A 15,326-nucleotide genomic window follows, 5' to 3' on the forward strand; every position below is an offset into this window, starting at 1 on the left:
CAAAAGAGAATTTAAAATAAGGGGAGACGCAGCAGAGAAATGCAAAGCAACTGCTGCTCATCTGGAGGAAGGGTTTTAAGGAAATCAGGATCCTGTAAAGCAACAAGCTGAACATCATTTACATGAACGGAAGCAGCACTGGATGGAGCATCGGGAGCAATAATTGACCGGGTCTCGTCACCGAAGCAGGCAACAAACTTAACTCCATAGGATTTGACTCCCTTCCAGAAAATGTCAGGACGGTTTTCGAATTCAGCTCCGTTCCAGCTGGTACAGGGCCAAAATGAGATAGCACCCTTGGGAAGTCCCATATAACCTATCAGAGACTGAAAAAGTTTACGTCGCTCACCATCTGCCTGCCCTGATAAATCCTGTCCGAGTTTTGAGTAGGTCCAGAAAATCTGCAGCCGGGGAGAAATTCTTTCCGCCAGAGAACTCCAGGGAGCGGGCCAGATATCAGGTGCAGGAAAATCAGTTTTGGGTTCCGGTCCCCTCTTTCTGGCAGTAGGGACTCTGGAAGGTCTGGCAGCAGGAGTCGGTTGCTGAAAGCCGCTCCTTGCAGACCCTTGTGGAGGCTTAGTGGAAGGGGCTCCCCTATCTTGAGAAACCGGATTCTTTCTTAGCGGTCCCTGCGCGGCACTTTGTTGTGTACTTAAACCGGCACGCGCAACTGCACCCTGCCGAGAAGGAGCTTTTTCAAGCTGCTCCAATCCCGGCAGTGCTTCTTTATAAATATATTGCAGGCCGTTTTGATACCACGGCCTGAAAGACTCCAGAACATTCAGTTCAGCAGAAGGTGATCCCATATCCGCCACGCAATTTCATTTTTAGAAAGATTCGGCCACTCTTCGGAGCGTCCGGCTTTATCCAGTATATAAACTGAATTTGTCGAGGACTCAAATCCGGCTCCGGGCACATTAATCGGATTGGCAACAATCAAATCAAGATTTTTACGCTCAAGCTTACCTTTTGCTGCATCCTTGATATTGGAAGTCTCTGCAGCAAAACCGACCAGACGCTGATCATCCCGTTTGACTGACCCTACGGTCTTAAGAATGTCGGGGTTGGAGTCAAATTCCACGGTAAGATTGTCATTGCCGGCCTTTTTGAATTTACCCGCCCCATGCGGAACAGGCTTGAAATCGGCAACAGCAGCAGTAAAACATCCGGTCGTGCAATCAGGCCACACTTCCATGCAAGCATCAAACATCTGCTGCGCAGAATCCACCCTGATCACATTCACATCATCGGGAAACCACCACTTAACAGGACCGGAAACAACAGTTACTTCAGCCCCCCGCAGCCACGCGGCCATAGCAAGACAAGCTCCCATAAGGCCGGATGAAGGGTTGGACCAGAAGCGGACCGCATCCCATTTTTCGCGAGTCGGGCCAAGGGTAATCAGCACACGCTTACCGCTCATATCGTCAGGGGAAACAGCTCTCAAGCCGGCCGCAAAAACAGCCTCAAGCGGAGCCATGCGTCCCCTTCCATGATCACCGCAGGCAACATCCCCGCAATCAGGACCGATGAACTCTACACCGTGTTCATTAAGGGTTTCGCAATTGGATCTGGTGGCCGCCGCATCCCACATTGCCGGGTTCATTGCCGGGGCGACAAGCTTTTTACCACTGAAGGCGAGAGCCTGGCATGCGAGCATATCATCGGCCAGACCATGAGCCATGCGGGCAAGCATTGATGCAGTTGCAGGTACGATCATCATGGCATCAGCAGCCTGCCCGGGCTCAAGATGTCCGAATGTATCATCCATTGTCGGAAACATCTTCTCCCAGACCTTGAAAGCACCAAGGGCCTCAAAACTGAGGCCCTTGATAAATTCCTGCGCTCCATCGGTCAAAGTAACACTGACCTCTATTCCGGCCTTGCGGTACATGCGCAACAGGTCCAGTGACTTGTACGCTGCTATTGAACCGCAAACTCCCAGATGGATACGTTTTCCTAAAAAGCAGTCAAAATTGAGATGTTCATTCATTATTGTAGATTCTGTTCATGAACCCCGCTGGAATCGCGAAGGGCTTCAGCTTTTAGTTCAACTGCATAAATTTCTACTTCAGTATTATAAGTGCCGTCGGTGATTCTGATCATGCAGCTTTTGTAAGGTTTCTTGAAAACCAGTGTGGACACATTGGAGATAATGGAATTCTCCCTTGTCCAGTTGTCTTTTGACATCTGATTAACAAAGAAGTCAATCAGACTCTGGTTCTCAACCCGGCCTTCCATCACTATCATACCGGTTTTAAAGTCACTGTTTTCATATATGAATGTTCTGTCAGGAACTCTACTGAGTTCGTTAGGCACTGCAATGTCATCAAACTCAGTGTAAGGAACAAATTCTTCATAACTTTCAGACACCCCTGCGGCTGCAACTGCTGGTTCTTCTGAAGAAGATTTATTGGTACCGGCAACACACCCGGCAAGAGCCACGAAAAGCAGGGAAACAAGAAAGGTCTTAATGTAGGTCTGCATGTTAATCCTCCGATTCTAATGCAAAAGCTTATTGAAATTTACGCCAGCAAGGCTGGACCTGAAATATTCTGATTCATACGGGCTCCGGCTTATATACATGATAACCCGCATTTCTTCTAGACTTTATCTACAGTTTAGCGGCCAAAAAATCAAATCAGAGCCAGCAAAACTGTGATCAGCCCTGAAGCTTTTTAATTTTGTCCAGAAAATAATTTTCCATTTCCCGTCTGTCCTTTCGGAGCCGGATGAGCTCAGCTTCCATAACCTCAAGCTTGTGCTTCAAGTTACTGTTTTCCTGCGCCAATTCAGTGGTAGCCACTTCTAGTTCCACATCTTTCTGCTCCAGGGCATTGGTGCGCTCATCGTATTCTTCGGTAATGGATTTTATATCGAGCTGCGGAAGGGCCTTGATTTTTTTCTGGCTGCGGGCAAGAAGAACAAAAGCTTTTTTGAGCTTGTAAATATCTTCTCGCTGTTCCTCAATGATTGACTTCTGGTCTGCTATCACTTCCAGTGACCGGCTCATTTTGTCCATCATCTCAGCGAAAGCTCCACTGAGTTCAGCCTGTATGTTCATAGAGGGCTGTGATGGAACACTCCGCTCTGAGGGGCTGACCTCAATAGTACGAGGATATTCGGAACGAAGCTGCTGCTCAATTTCCGTGGTTACCATTCCATCATTATATAATGATACAATCCGTTGGAATATCTCCACAGCGGATTCCGGATATTTGGTGACCCGGCCCATTTTTTTACTCGGGAGAAACTCCTTGAACAGCGATGCGTAACGACGCGCCGTAGGAGCTGGAATCATTGTGATTTTAGATATTTCTGCTACAGATAACCATTTCATAAAGCACAATCCGGAGTTCATGATCAACGTGAAAATCAGGCTTAAGCCTGACCGGACAATCAAAGAACAAACACTGCTCTGACGGGGCATTACCGTGCCTGCTGAGTAGATTCTTACCAGATTATCACCAATAAAGAAAACTGAAAATATGAACGTAACAAATAAAGACTTTCTATTAAAAAGCTACGACTTTGAATTACCTGAAAACCAGATAGCACAATGCCCTGCGGAAATGCGCCATGGCTCAAAGCTGATGGTTCTCGACAGGCAGACCGGTGACACAGAAGTAATGAACTTTACAGATATAGTAGATCTTCTGCCAGACGGGGCCCTTCTCGTCGCCAACAATTCAAAGGTTATCCCCGCGAGAATATTCGGTAAAAAACCTACCGGAGGGCGGGTGGAATTTTTGCTGCTTACCCCCCTCCCTCTTATTGAACCGGTACCGGTACCGGGGGGGTACAAAGCTCATGCCAAGGGGTTACTGAGAGCTTCAAAGGGGCCAAAGCCGGGAGACATCATCCATTTTGATTGCGGAATGACCCTTAAAGTAAAGGGAAAAGGCAAATTCGGGCTCTCGGAAGTGGAACTGGAATGGAAAGGAGATTTGAAAAGCATATTTGAGAAGTGTGGAAACATCCCCCTTCCACCATACATTCGCCGTGCAGCAGATGAGACCGATAATGAACGGTATCAAACCCTTTATGCCTGTGACGAGAAAGCCGGTTCAGTTGCTGCACCCACTGCGGGTCTGCATTTCTCAGAAGAGATCAACCGAAAGCTAAAAGACAGAGGTATCGAGCGGGCCGAAGTCACTCTATATGTCGGATACGGTACTTTCAGCCCGGTAAGGGCTGAGGATATCCGTGATCATGAAATGCACAGTGAATACATTGAAATTCCAGAAGAAACGTCAGAAGCCATTCGCAAAGCAAAGTCCGAAGGGAGACAGGTTATAGCCGTTGGAACCACCTCAGCCAGAACTCTTGAGGGAGCATTCATGCAGACCGGGGAAATCGCCGAGTTCAAAGGTGAAACGGATATTTTCATATACCCCGGCTTTGAGTTTAAAGTGGTGGATAAGATGCTGACAAACTTCCACCTCCCTGAGTCATCTCTGGTCATGATGATCTCCGCTCTTGCCGGAAGGGAAAATGTATTGAATGCCTACAAGAAGGCAATTGATAATAACTTCCGCTTTTTCTCTTATGGGGACTCAATGTATATAAAATAAGATACAAATATCGGTTTGCCATATTTTTGAGCGAAAAATTTGCGCATAAGAACAAATAGCTATAGTCTGTTTTTCAACAGTCACATTTTTTTTCATGTGCTACATTTTTTTTGAAGACTCACAGGTCCCAGCCCGTCGAAATGACGGGCTTTTCTGTCACGGTAACAGGAGATTAGGATGTCACGAGTAGAATTTTTGGAAGAACGGTGTAAGGGCTGTCTGCTCTGTACCACTGTCTGTCCAAAGGAAATAATAAGGCAATCCGACCGATTCAACCAGCACGGTTATAAAGTTGCTGAAGTCAAGGCTGAGGATATGGAACAGTGTACCGGATGTACTTCCTGTGCGCTGATCTGTCCGGATATAGCAATCCGGGTATACAGAACCAAGAAAGCCAAAGGAGATAAGTAATGGCTAAGAACGGCGAAAAGCTTTTCATCAAAGGCAATGAGGCCATCTCCCGAGGCGCTATCGCTGCCGGACTCAAATGCTATTTCGGCTACCCCATCACCCCGCAGAACGACATTCCGGAATATATGTCCGCGGAACTGCCCAAAGTGGGCGGTGAATTCGTTCAGGCCGAGAGTGAAGTGGCTGCGGCAAACATGCTCATCGGTGCTGCGGCATGCGGTGTGCGCTGCATGACATCTTCCTCCAGCCCGGGTGTATCCCTGAAGCAGGAAGCCATATCATACCTTGCCGGCAGCCAGCTCCCGGCAGTTATCGTCAACATGAACCGTGGCGGACCGGGGCTTGGAGACATCGGCCCCAGCCAGGGTGACTACTTTCAGGCAACTAAAGGCGGCGGTCACGGTGATTACCGGACTCTCGTTCTTGCTCCCGGAACCTGTCAGGAAGCCTACGATCTCGTGATTGAATCATTTGACCTTGCTTTCAAATATCGCAATCCGGTGATGATTCTCGGTGATGCGATCATCGGTCAGATGAAAGAGCCTGTCATCGCATGGACACCGGAAGAAAAGCCCGAAGGTGAAGGTAAAGAATGGCGTATCGAAGGCGCAAAGGACCGTGATCACAGAATCATCAAATCACTTTTCCTTAGCGAAGGCTCCCTTGCCGGGCATAACCAGGCACTTCAGGCCAAGTATGATGATATGGCCAAAAACACCAAGCAGGAGCTCTTTGAAACAGAAGATGCTGATCTTATCGTCGTTGCCTACGGATCAATCGGCCGCATCGTTAAGAGCACAGTCAGAAAGCTTCGTGCAGAGGGTCACAAGGTAGGTCTTTTCCGCCCCATCACTCTCTACCCCTTCCCTTCAGCCCATCTCAAGGATCTGGCTGAACAGGGTAAGAAATTCCTGACAATTGAGCATAACCTCGGACAGATGGTTGAAGACGTGCGCCTTTCAATCCGCACTATCACCGACAGTGATTTCTTCGGCTTCATGCCCGGTAACCTGCCCACTCCCGACGACTTCGAGGAGCCGATCCTCAAAAGCCTTGGAGGGAAAGAATAATGAGTGAACAAGAAATTCTCGCCTTTGACAGGGCTGATGCTATCGTTGATGTGCCCACACACTACTGCCCCGGCTGCCAACACGGCATAGCCCACAGAATAGCTGGAGAAGTGCTTACCGAAATGGGCCTGCAGGAAAACACCCTGCTCGTCACCTCCATCGGCTGCTCCGTGTTTCTCTACAACTATCTGAATGTGGATAGTGTTGAAGCCCCCCACGGACGTGCTCCAGCAGTCGCAACCGGTGTAAAACGCGCCCGTACCGACAAATTCGTGCTCTCATACCAGGGTGATGGCGACCTCGCTTCCATCGGTATGGCTGAGATCATGCATATTGCCAACCGCGGTGAAAAAGTATCCATCATTTTCGTAAACAACACAGTTTACGGAATGACCGGTGGACAGATGGCCCCCACCACAATGGAAGGTCAGAAAACAACGACTTCACCTGCCGGACGAGATCCAATGAAGGAAGGTCAGGCAATCCGCATGGCTGAAATAATTGCACAGCTTGGTGGAACTGCTTACTCTGCACGCGTTGCCTTGAATAATGTAAAAAACATCCGCAAGGCCAAAAAAGCCATGAAAAAGGCTTTCGAAGTGCAGCAGAAGGGACTCGGCTTCGGTTTCATCGAACTGCTCGCAACCTGCCCCACCAACTGGAGAATGACTCCCATTCAGGCTAACGAAAGGGTTGAATCCGAAATGATCCCCTACTTCCCCCTGGGTGAATATAAAGACGTAACCGCGGAGGACTAGGATGAGCAAATACCTCGACAGCATCATTGCCGGTTTCGGCGGACAGGGCGTTATGCTCATCGGTAATCTGCTGGCCTACTCCGGCATGAATGCAGATCTCAATGTAACCTATATTCCTGTTTACGGACCTGAAATGCGCGGAGGCACGGCAAACTGTACCGTTGTTCTTTCCGAAGATGAAATCGGTTCACCGATTATCCGCAGGCCTCACAGTCTGATAATCATGAACCGTCCTTCACTTGATAAGTTTCAGCCCATGCTTCAGGATAACGGCATCCAGATTGTTAACTCTTCTCTTATTGACGCAGACCTGGTCGATACTGAGAGAATAAAGTCTTACATGGTCCCCTGCAACGAAATTGCCGACAAGATCGGTAATACCCGCATGGCAAACATGGTTGCTCTGGGCGCTTTCGTAAAAGCGACAGGAATCATGGAACTTCAGGCAGTCATCGACTCTCTTGAAAACGTGATTTCCGCTCACTACAGCCATCTGATTCCTAAAAATGCCGAAGCTCTTCAAGCTGGAGCAGATGCCATTTAATGACAAAGTCATAATCAGCAAGTATAAGCCCGGCAGGAATCAGATTCGTGCCGGGCTTTTTGATTCCGGACGCTCTGCCGGAATTCTCTCAGCAGGACTGATCCTTTTTGCAACAGGTTTAATATCCTCCAAAATGCAATAAAAATTTCCCCGGAAGCCCACAACCTGTATGTTGGTTAATAGTCTATTCTGCTGACATCTTGGAATTTGCGACAATTTGCATAATCAATTAGTTTAGACCGGACTGTCCAAACACAGACATCCTGCCTTTCAATATAACTCCAGATTTTATCACCAAATTTAAGCGTTTTATTGCAAAAAAACGATTTGGACACTGCGAACAAACACAAATGTCCACAGGAGCAAAATATGAACGTTTTCAGACCTGAGAAACTTTTTGGCATAATTGGACACCCCTTGGGACATACTATGAGCCCCCTGCTTCACAACTGGGGTTTCAATCAATATGATATCCCGGCTGTTTACATGAAGTGGCCTACCATGCCGGAAAAAGTGGAGAGCTTCATGCGCACATTCCGCGACCTGCCAATTTCCGGCGCGAGTGTGACAATTCCACATAAACTATCCGTAATGGACTTCACTGATCAACTGACGGAGCGTGCTCGTTCCGTAGGTGCGGTGAATACACTTTACTGGCGGGATGATAAAATCGTGGGAGATAATACTGACGCTGCGGGGGTTTCCGAACCACTACGGCCGTATTGTGATCAGATTGAGAGAGCTCTTGTGATCGGAGCTGGTGGAGCTGCTCGCGCTGCGCTCACAGGTCTTAAGGAATTGAATATAGAAGAAATATACGTAACCAACAGGACTGAAAGCAAAGCTGATGATCTTGCTTGCGAGTTTAAAATGTCATCTATAGATTGGGAGCATCGAGGAGATCAACACTTTGATCTTGTTATAAACTCTACTTCTCTGGGAATGTCCGGTAAATTTGAAAAGATCAACCCCATGATCATGGATAATCAGGATGAACAAACAATAGTCTACGACCTTGTCTACAATCCTATGGAGACAATTTTACTCAAAGAAGCAAAAACAAAAGGATGCAAAATCCTCCATGGCATAGAAATGTTCATCCACCAGGGGCTTGAGCAATTCAAAATATGGACTGGGGTTGAGCTGAACGAGAAAGAAGCACGCCAATTATTGCTGATGAATCTATAGAAAAACGGAAGGTCAAAACCATCCAACTGTAAACAATCTGAGAGGTCTTGATTATTTAAAAAAAGCTTACTTGGAGCTTTTTAATTGTACCATGACTTATCTCTAATTAACTGTCTGTATTTCGGACAGTTAGCCCGTAAAAAATATCTTCATAATTATAACAGGATACGGGATAAAGGCAGGGCTACGTGCGGGAGCCTTTAGGGGTTAACCAATACAGATGGACTTTACATTCACAAACTCGCGGATTCCATGTTCTGCCAATTCTCGTCCGTAGCCGGAGTTCTTCACTCCGCCGAAGGGCAAAGGGGGCCTGCTGCTAACCCTGCCGTTAACGTAGACGAGGCCTGCTTCGATCTGGCGGGCTAATTTAAGCCCCTTTCCCTCGTCTCTGGTCCACACAGCCCCTCCCAAACCAAAACGGCTGTCATTGGCCATTTTCATGGCTTCTGCTTCATTCTGAGCACGAAATATCATTGCAACCGGACCAAAAAACTCCTCACGAGCCACATCTGAATCAAACGGGATTCCCGAAATTATAGTAGCGGGATAAAATGCTGCATCACCATCAGGAATCTGTCCGCCCATAAGCACCTGCCCACCTGCGGAAACACAGCGGTCAACCTGGGACTGCAACTCATTTCTGAAAGCATGAGAAGCCATTGGACCCATAACAGTCTCTTCAGATAGAGGGTCTCCGACTGGAATGATTTCCATTTGAGCTTTCAACTTGCCCACAAAATCATCATAGACATCATTGTGAACAATAAAACGCTTTGCAGCGATACAGGCCTGTCCCGCATTGGAGCAGCGGGAAGCAGCACCGGTCTCGGCGGCCTTGTCAAGATCTGCATCCGCCAAAACAACAAAAGCATCGCTCCCGCCAAGTTCCATCACGCTTTTTTTCAGCTTTGAACCCGCAATGGCTGCAACCTTCCTCCCGGCATCTTCACTTCCGGTGAGACACACTCCCACAACAGAATCATGCTCCAGTACAGACTCAACCTGTCCCGCACCAATTAACAAAGTACGAAAAACATTTGCAGGAAACTTCGACTCCTGAAAAGCCTCCTCAATAGCCAAAGCGCACTGCGGGACATTTGAAGCGTGCTTAAGCACCATTGTATTTCCGGCCATAAGAGTAGGAACAGCAATGCGTAAAACCTGCCAAACCGGATAGTTCCAGGGCATAACGGCCAGAACAGTACCCATGGAGGCATACTCCACATATGCCTGCATCCCATCAACTGCCATCTCCTTTCTCTCAAGCATTGCCGCACCATTTTCAGCGTAATAGTCGCAAACGGTCGCGGCCTTAAGGACTTCAGCCCTGCCGGAATTCAAGGGTTTACCCATCTCGACTGCCATAAGATAAGCAAAATCATCGGCTTTTTCTCTGAGAACCAGAGCCAGACTTTTTAAACAGTCTGCCCTGTGCTCGACCGGAGTGTTACGCCACTTACGATAGGCGGCTTCAACATTGCCAAGAGCTATATCGGTCTGTTCAGAAGTAAGTTCGTCGAAAACCATTTCGACTTTTCCATTCATGGGATTGGTGCTTTGAATTGCCATGGTCTATTATACCTTGTTGTAACTGAAAGAAAGGAACAACCTCCACCAAACCGGCTTAAAATGCAACCAGTCTGACATCATGGATAAGTTCCTAAAAGCGAAAAAGGCGGCTGCAATCATGCAGCCGCCCTTGGTTTTAATCGGGAAAACAGTCTACCGAACGTAAACTTTAAGCCTGTCACCAGGTCTGATGATACTTTTGGAATTAAGCCTGTTCCATTTCATGAGAGAAGAAACCTTGACTCCGAAACGGCGGGCGATCTTCCAGAGATTGTCGCCGCGTCTGACACGATACCTGACAAGCTGCTGCTTCACATTCTCTGCCTTTGCGATAGAACGGGCGGAGCTTCGGGCATTATTATCAGGAATATAGAGCTTCTGTCCAATTTTGAGCTTGTTGGAGTAAAGCCCATTGGTTTTACGCAGAGTCTTCACGCTCACATTATAACGCCTTGAAATATCCCAGAGAGTATCCCCTCTGCGTACACGGTAGTTGGAACGACTCTGTGCAGTACGGCGGGTCTTACTTTTCTTTGCGGAATAAAATGATTTTTGAGAATCCTTACCGGGAATCATGATGTACTGCCCCGGCCTGATCAGATTGGATCTGCGATTGTTGACAGATTTAAGAACTGCAACAGGAACACCATATCTGCGTCCGATTCGATACCAGGAGTCTCCTGAACGGATTTTGTACCGTTTGTAGCCCGCGAATGGACGTGCACCCGGAGATTCAAGATAATCAGAAGCGTCAGCCATCACCCGCTCTGGCAGATATGCATTGATCTCGCCATCGGGAGGGCTGACCTGACGGCGGAAATGGGGGTTGAGATGGTGGAATTCTTTCCATTTCATGCCACATGCTTTTGCCAGGGCAAGAAGATCAGTTCCACCGGGAACTTTGATAGTCTCAACCTGAATGCCTTTATCCCAATCAATATTATCAAACCCAAGTTCTTCCAGATTCTTGAAAATCTTGGAAATAGCTATAAACTTGGGCACATAGTTCTTGGTTTCCTTGCGCAGTCTGTAGCGGTAGCTGAGCTTGTAATTGTTCTTGGTCAGATCAAAAAAGTTATCACAGCCGGTCTTCCTTAAAGCCCTGCCGATCTTACCTTCACCCGCATTATAAGCAGCAAGGGCTAGATGCCAGTCACCGAACATTTCATGGAGAACTTTCAGATATTCAACTGCAGCCTTGGTGGCTTTGTGCGGATCACGTCTTTCATCAACCCACCAGTCAACACGCAGACCGAACTTGCGCCCTGTATAAGGCATGAACTGCCACATCCCGGCAGCACCTGCGCGGGAATAAGCCCATGCATTGTATCCGCTTTCAGCGAAAGGCAGCATGGCAAGGTCCTGCGGCATATTGTTATCAGAGAGGACCTGACGCACATAAGGCAGAAAAGGCTCGGAGCGTTTCAGCCAGCGGGCGAAGGTTTTACGGGCCTTATGTGTAAAAAACCCGAAATACTGGCGAACTTCTTTTGTGTCGTGTTCATCCAGATTAAAATATATACCATTACTGGACTGAAGAACCTTCTGTTCCTCAGGGGTGAGGGATTCCGGTTCCTCGGGAGCTTCCTCAAGCTCAGGGTCCAGAGGCTGCAGGCCAGAATCCGCGACTTCAGCCTCGGTTTCAATTTTTGGTTCAACCTGAACAGGAGGATCGCAAACCTCCTTTTCAGCTACGGGTGCGGTTTTGGCAGCACACCCGGCAAAAATAAAAAAAACTGCCAGTAATGCCAGTAAACGGAGCGAATTCAGCATGTTCGACCCCTTGTCAGTCTTGACTGCAAAAGTTTTGATCTTATCCATAGATTATTTAGAAAAAGTATAGATTTTAACCGCTTACTTGCGGCATTATTATGCTCAAGGACTTAATTATTAAAGAGTTTTCCGTGCATTTTTGATGAAATCAAACAATAGTAGAGCTATCCTAAAGTTGGACCGTTTGCAATAGTAAAACAAAAGGAATAGGCTACAGAAACAGTTGTGCCATAAGGGTTTTCGGGAAATCTACCGTTTGAAAACGATACCTTTTACCCCGTCCCTGAAACTGGGAAAATGTAACATATCTTTTTAATTGAGCAATCAAAATCCACCATCACGCACTGTTTTAAACAGACTGGACTAGGCAGCTTCAACAGTTTAGAAGTCCCGATGTTTTCAGCGTACTTAAATATACAAGGCAAAAAATGATGAAAAACAATACCAGAGATAATGACAATACTATCATAGCGGGCCGTAAACCGGTCCAGGAGCTACTTTTGGACGCTCCGGAAAGGATCGACCTGCTATTTCTACAAAAAGGCCGTCAGGACAAAAATTTCGAGCGCACGATCCAAAGATGCAAAAAATTCGGCATCAAGTACAAAATAGCCGACAAAGCTGAACTGAGCCGAATATTTACAGGCAATCATCAGGGGGTAATCGCACGAGTCGCTGCTCTTTCATTCGCGGATTATGACAACCTGCTGCAGACAATCAGCGAAGCCCCACTGCCCCTGCTGGTAGTTCTGGACCAGGTACAGGATCCCGGAAATATCGGAGTTCTGGCCCGCACCCTTTATGCTCTCGGCGGTGCGGGGATAGTGACCGCGAAACATGGTGGAGCGTTTTTAGGACCTGCAGCGGTCAAAGCCAGTGCAGGAGCGCTGACCAAATTACCAGTGGCCCGGGTAAGCAACATATCTCAGGCTCTGGATAAAGCGTTGGACTTGGGAATAAGTATATACGGGGCTGGCCTGTCTGAAGACTCCTCACCGGCCTATACCACCGAACTGAACAGTCCGTCGATTCTGGTCCTTGGCAATGAGGAAAAGGGAATACGATTCAATGTAGAAAAACGCTGCGAAAAACTTATTCATATCCCTTTTCGCCGTGACTTTGACTCCTTGAACGTTGCTCAGGCGGGTGCGATGCTTATCAGTGAGTTTTCAAGAAGATTATCATCATAAAAACAGTATGTTGAATGTCAAAGCCCCGCAGTGCAGAGTTACTCTGCACTGCGGGGCTTAGTTTTTAAGTAAAGTCTAAACTTTTTCTATTTTATATAATTAGGGAGGTTTAGAAATATATTTCTGGTAAACTCTATCATTTTGTCCATTATCCAGGGGAAAGCGAAAAGCAGGGCCAGAAACATTGAAACAATCTTCGGAACAAAGGTTAAAGTCATCTCCTGAATCTGGGTAGCCGCCTGAATAACTGATACGAAAATACCTACAACCAGCCCCACTGCCAGCATGGGCAGGGCGAGCGTAAGGGCCAGCTCAATTGACTGTCTTGCGAAGCCGATAACAAATTCAGGAGTCATAACAAACCTCCAGGTAAAAAAGACGCACTACTCCCCCGGTCACTGGAACGTGTTGACGATTGATCCTGTCAGGAGCGACCATCCGTCAACCATGATAAAGAGCAAAATTTTAAAAGGCAGTGAAACCATTGCCGGCGGCAGCATCATCATACCCATCGCTAGAAGGATACTGGCGATAACCATATCGAGAATCAAAAAAGGTATGTAAATTAAGAACCCGATAGTAAATCCTGTTTTAAGCTCACTGATGGTGTAAGCAGCAACCAGAAGCATAGTATTTACATCTTCTTTGGTCTCAGGTCTTTTTTCGCCGGTAATGGAGTAGAAAATTGAAAGATCCTTTTCCCGTGTATGCTTGAAGAGAAAGCTGCGAACCGGGATCTGGGCTTTGTCCAAAGCTTGACTGAACCCGATCTCCTCATTGAGATAAGGCTGCAGAGCCGTGTCATTTATAGCTTTTCCGGTCGGCATCATGATGACTACAGTCATAAAAATAGCCAGGGAAGCAAGGATCTGGTTGGGCGGCATTTGCTGGGTTCCCATCGCCTGCCTCAAGAAATGAAAAACGATGATTATTCGGGTGAATGAAGTCATCGTCAGCAGTATTGAAGGAGCCATCCCCAGAACGGTCAGCAGAAACAGGATCTCCAGCATCTTGGCGACCTGCTCGGGCTCCTCCTGTCCTGCTGCGAGATTGAGCGTCAGCGTGGGAATAGTCTGTTCCTGCGCAAAGACAACTGCAGGCAGAATCAGCAGAAGAACTACGCTAAGAGTCAGAAGAGCCGGAACTTTCTTTTTCAAGATATCCGGAAAAATCTTTATTTCTGGGTTCATGCCCTTCATCCCCTGCATGCAGCAAAGTTATTCGATCCTGAGTCACCCCGACCACCATCTCGCGATCCTTGTATTTGACCACTGTAATATTCTGCCGGGGGCCTATCGGAAGACGGTCAACAATCTGTAGCGCCCCCTTGCGTACACCGGGAAAACTGCCACCGATATTGAATCTCCGCAAAAGGTAAAAAGCCAGCAGCAGCATCGCCAGTATGAAAAACAAGGCCCCACCCATTTTGAGAATGGAGCCGACCCCTGCATCCGGCACCATGGGAGGTATGGATGTTGCGTTAGGCAAGATGCTTCACCCGCTCGATAGGGCTGATGATGTCTGTCAGTCTTATACCGAATTTTTCATTAATGACGACAGCTTCTCCACGTGCGACCAGCTTGCCGTTGACATAAATCTCAAGCGGCTCACCGGCCAGCTTCGTCAACTCTACAACAGAGCCGGTTCCGAGTTGAAGCAATTCATTAATCAGCATTTTGGAGCGTCCCAGCTCAGCGGAAACATCAAGAGGGATATCAAGGATAAAGTCAAGATCACGACGGGAACCGTCATGTCTGGGGTTCTTAGCCTCGTTGGTCATATCCTTGAAGTCAGCATCACGGGTCTGAGTCCTGAGAAATTCCTGTTCTTTCTCCTTGCGGATATCATCACCGGTATCTTCAGCAAGCGCAGCAGCCCATTCATCTGCTAGGTCGGCATCGCCACCGCCACCGCCGCCACCAAGCCCGCCCAGGTCATCACCCTGCTCACCCAAAGCAGCGGCCCATTCATCGGCCAACGCGTCTTCGTCACTGCCTCCGGAGTCATCCTGTTCGGAAAGAGCAGCAGCCCATTCATCTGCTAGGGCTTCATCACCACCGCCACCAAGATCATCAGCCAGAGGATCACCGTCATCAGAATCATCGGTCAGGGCATCCGCCCATTCCTGTGCCAGTTTATCCTGATCAAGATCATCAGACATCATTGCAGTTTACCTCCGACTATGTTCATACAGTTACCCTCGGTGAAGCAGCGACAAATTAATGACTGCCAAAAACCTACCAGCA

17 protein-coding genes are annotated in these 15,326 nt (G+C 47.7%); 7 read left to right on the plus strand and 10 right to left on the minus strand.

Annotated elements, in window-relative coordinates; all coding sequences use genetic code 11:
• Window positions 1–11: 11 nt before the first annotated feature.
• From ACZ5PW_RS02110 to ACZ5PW_RS02125, 4 genes are all read right to left on the minus strand, one after another.
• Window positions 12–806, minus strand: coding sequence for a hypothetical protein (locus ACZ5PW_RS02110; protein ID WP_464557609.1), 795 nt, complete (start codon window positions 804–806; stop codon window positions 12–14).
• Window positions 782–1,993 carry a bifunctional phosphopantothenoylcysteine decarboxylase/phosphopantothenate--cysteine ligase CoaBC gene (gene coaBC, locus ACZ5PW_RS02115; protein ID WP_464557611.1) on the minus strand — a complete coding sequence of 404 codons (1,212 nt, stop codon included), beginning with the start codon at window positions 1,991–1,993 and terminating at the stop codon, window positions 782–784. Before coaBC ends, ACZ5PW_RS02110 begins: the two co-directional genes overlap by 25 nt.
• Window positions 1,993–2,487 carry a hypothetical protein gene (locus ACZ5PW_RS02120; protein WP_464557612.1) on the minus strand — a complete coding sequence of 165 codons (495 nt, stop codon included), beginning with the start codon at window positions 2,485–2,487 and terminating at the stop codon, window positions 1,993–1,995. Before ACZ5PW_RS02120 ends, coaBC begins: the two co-directional genes overlap by 1 nt.
• A 175-nt stretch (window positions 2,488–2,662) precedes the next feature.
• Window positions 2,663–3,340, minus strand: a complete 678-nt coding sequence (locus tag ACZ5PW_RS02125) for a hypothetical protein (RefSeq protein WP_464557613.1) — start codon at window positions 3,338–3,340, stop codon at window positions 2,663–2,665.
• Between the two features lie 148 nt (window positions 3,341–3,488).
• On the opposite strand from ACZ5PW_RS02125, the gene queA reads away from it, so the two are divergent.
• The 6 genes from queA (at window position 3,489) to aroE (ending at window position 8,545) form a co-directional block, all read left to right on the plus strand.
• Complete coding sequence (queA, locus tag ACZ5PW_RS02130) at window positions 3,489–4,574, plus strand: tRNA preQ1(34) S-adenosylmethionine ribosyltransferase-isomerase QueA (RefSeq protein ID WP_464557615.1); 1,086 nt, start codon at window positions 3,489–3,491, stop codon at window positions 4,572–4,574.
• 177 nt (window positions 4,575–4,751) lie between these two features.
• Window positions 4,752–4,985, plus strand: a complete 234-nt coding sequence (locus ACZ5PW_RS02135; RefSeq protein WP_464557616.1) for a 4Fe-4S binding protein — start codon at window positions 4,752–4,754, stop codon at window positions 4,983–4,985.
• Window positions 4,985–6,055, plus strand: coding sequence for a 3-methyl-2-oxobutanoate dehydrogenase subunit VorB (locus tag ACZ5PW_RS02140; RefSeq protein WP_464557617.1), 1,071 nt, complete (start codon window positions 4,985–4,987; stop codon window positions 6,053–6,055). The genes ACZ5PW_RS02135 and ACZ5PW_RS02140 overlap by 1 nt, the downstream gene beginning before the upstream one ends.
• Window positions 6,055–6,813, plus strand: a complete 759-nt coding sequence (locus tag ACZ5PW_RS02145; protein WP_464557618.1) for a thiamine pyrophosphate-dependent enzyme — start codon at window positions 6,055–6,057, stop codon at window positions 6,811–6,813. The genes ACZ5PW_RS02140 and ACZ5PW_RS02145 overlap by 1 nt, the downstream gene beginning before the upstream one ends.
• A gap of 1 nt (window position 6,814) precedes the next feature.
• A complete protein-coding gene (locus ACZ5PW_RS02150; RefSeq protein ID WP_464557620.1) occupies window positions 6,815–7,357 on the plus strand; it encodes a 2-oxoacid:acceptor oxidoreductase family protein in 543 nt (180 codons plus the stop codon).
• A gap of 369 nt (window positions 7,358–7,726) precedes the next feature.
• On the plus strand, window positions 7,727–8,545 hold the full coding sequence (aroE, locus tag ACZ5PW_RS02155) for a shikimate dehydrogenase (RefSeq protein ID WP_464557623.1): 819 nt from the start codon (window positions 7,727–7,729) through the stop codon (window positions 8,543–8,545).
• Between the two features lie 207 nt (window positions 8,546–8,752).
• Here the strand turns inward: aroE and ACZ5PW_RS02160 are convergent, their stop codons facing one another.
• On the minus strand, window positions 8,753–10,117 hold the full coding sequence (locus ACZ5PW_RS02160; protein ID WP_464557625.1) for an NAD-dependent succinate-semialdehyde dehydrogenase: 1,365 nt from the start codon (window positions 10,115–10,117) through the stop codon (window positions 8,753–8,755).
• Between the two features lie 153 nt (window positions 10,118–10,270).
• A complete protein-coding gene (locus ACZ5PW_RS02165) occupies window positions 10,271–11,890 on the minus strand; it encodes a lytic transglycosylase (protein ID WP_464557628.1) in 1,620 nt (539 codons plus the stop codon).
• 428 nt (window positions 11,891–12,318) lie between these two features.
• Here ACZ5PW_RS02165 and rlmB point away from each other — a divergent pair, with 428 nt between their 5' ends.
• Entirely contained in the window at window positions 12,319–13,080 is a 762-nt protein-coding gene (rlmB, locus tag ACZ5PW_RS02170) for a 23S rRNA (guanosine(2251)-2'-O)-methyltransferase RlmB (RefSeq protein WP_464557631.1), read from the plus strand.
• An 86-nt stretch (window positions 13,081–13,166) separates the two neighbouring features.
• On the opposite strand, the gene fliQ is transcribed toward rlmB, so the two are convergent.
• The 4 genes from fliQ to fliN are packed head-to-tail and all read right to left on the minus strand — an operon-like array spanning window position 13,167 to window position 15,244.
• On the minus strand, window positions 13,167–13,436 hold the full coding sequence (gene fliQ / locus ACZ5PW_RS02175) for a flagellar biosynthesis protein FliQ (protein ID WP_464557633.1): 270 nt from the start codon (window positions 13,434–13,436) through the stop codon (window positions 13,167–13,169).
• A gap of 39 nt (window positions 13,437–13,475) precedes the next feature.
• On the minus strand, window positions 13,476–14,270 hold the full coding sequence (gene fliP / locus ACZ5PW_RS02180) for a flagellar type III secretion system pore protein FliP (protein ID WP_464557635.1): 795 nt from the start codon (window positions 14,268–14,270) through the stop codon (window positions 13,476–13,478).
• Complete coding sequence (gene fliO / locus ACZ5PW_RS02185) at window positions 14,203–14,568, minus strand: flagellar biosynthetic protein FliO (protein WP_464557637.1); 366 nt, start codon at window positions 14,566–14,568, stop codon at window positions 14,203–14,205. Before fliO ends, fliP begins: the two co-directional genes overlap by 68 nt.
• Complete coding sequence (gene fliN, locus ACZ5PW_RS02190; protein ID WP_464557639.1) at window positions 14,561–15,244, minus strand: flagellar motor switch protein FliN; 684 nt, start codon at window positions 15,242–15,244, stop codon at window positions 14,561–14,563. Before fliN ends, fliO begins: the two co-directional genes overlap by 8 nt.
• Window positions 15,245–15,326 lie beyond the last annotated feature (82 nt).

This window comes from Maridesulfovibrio salinus, from assembly GCF_055394525.1.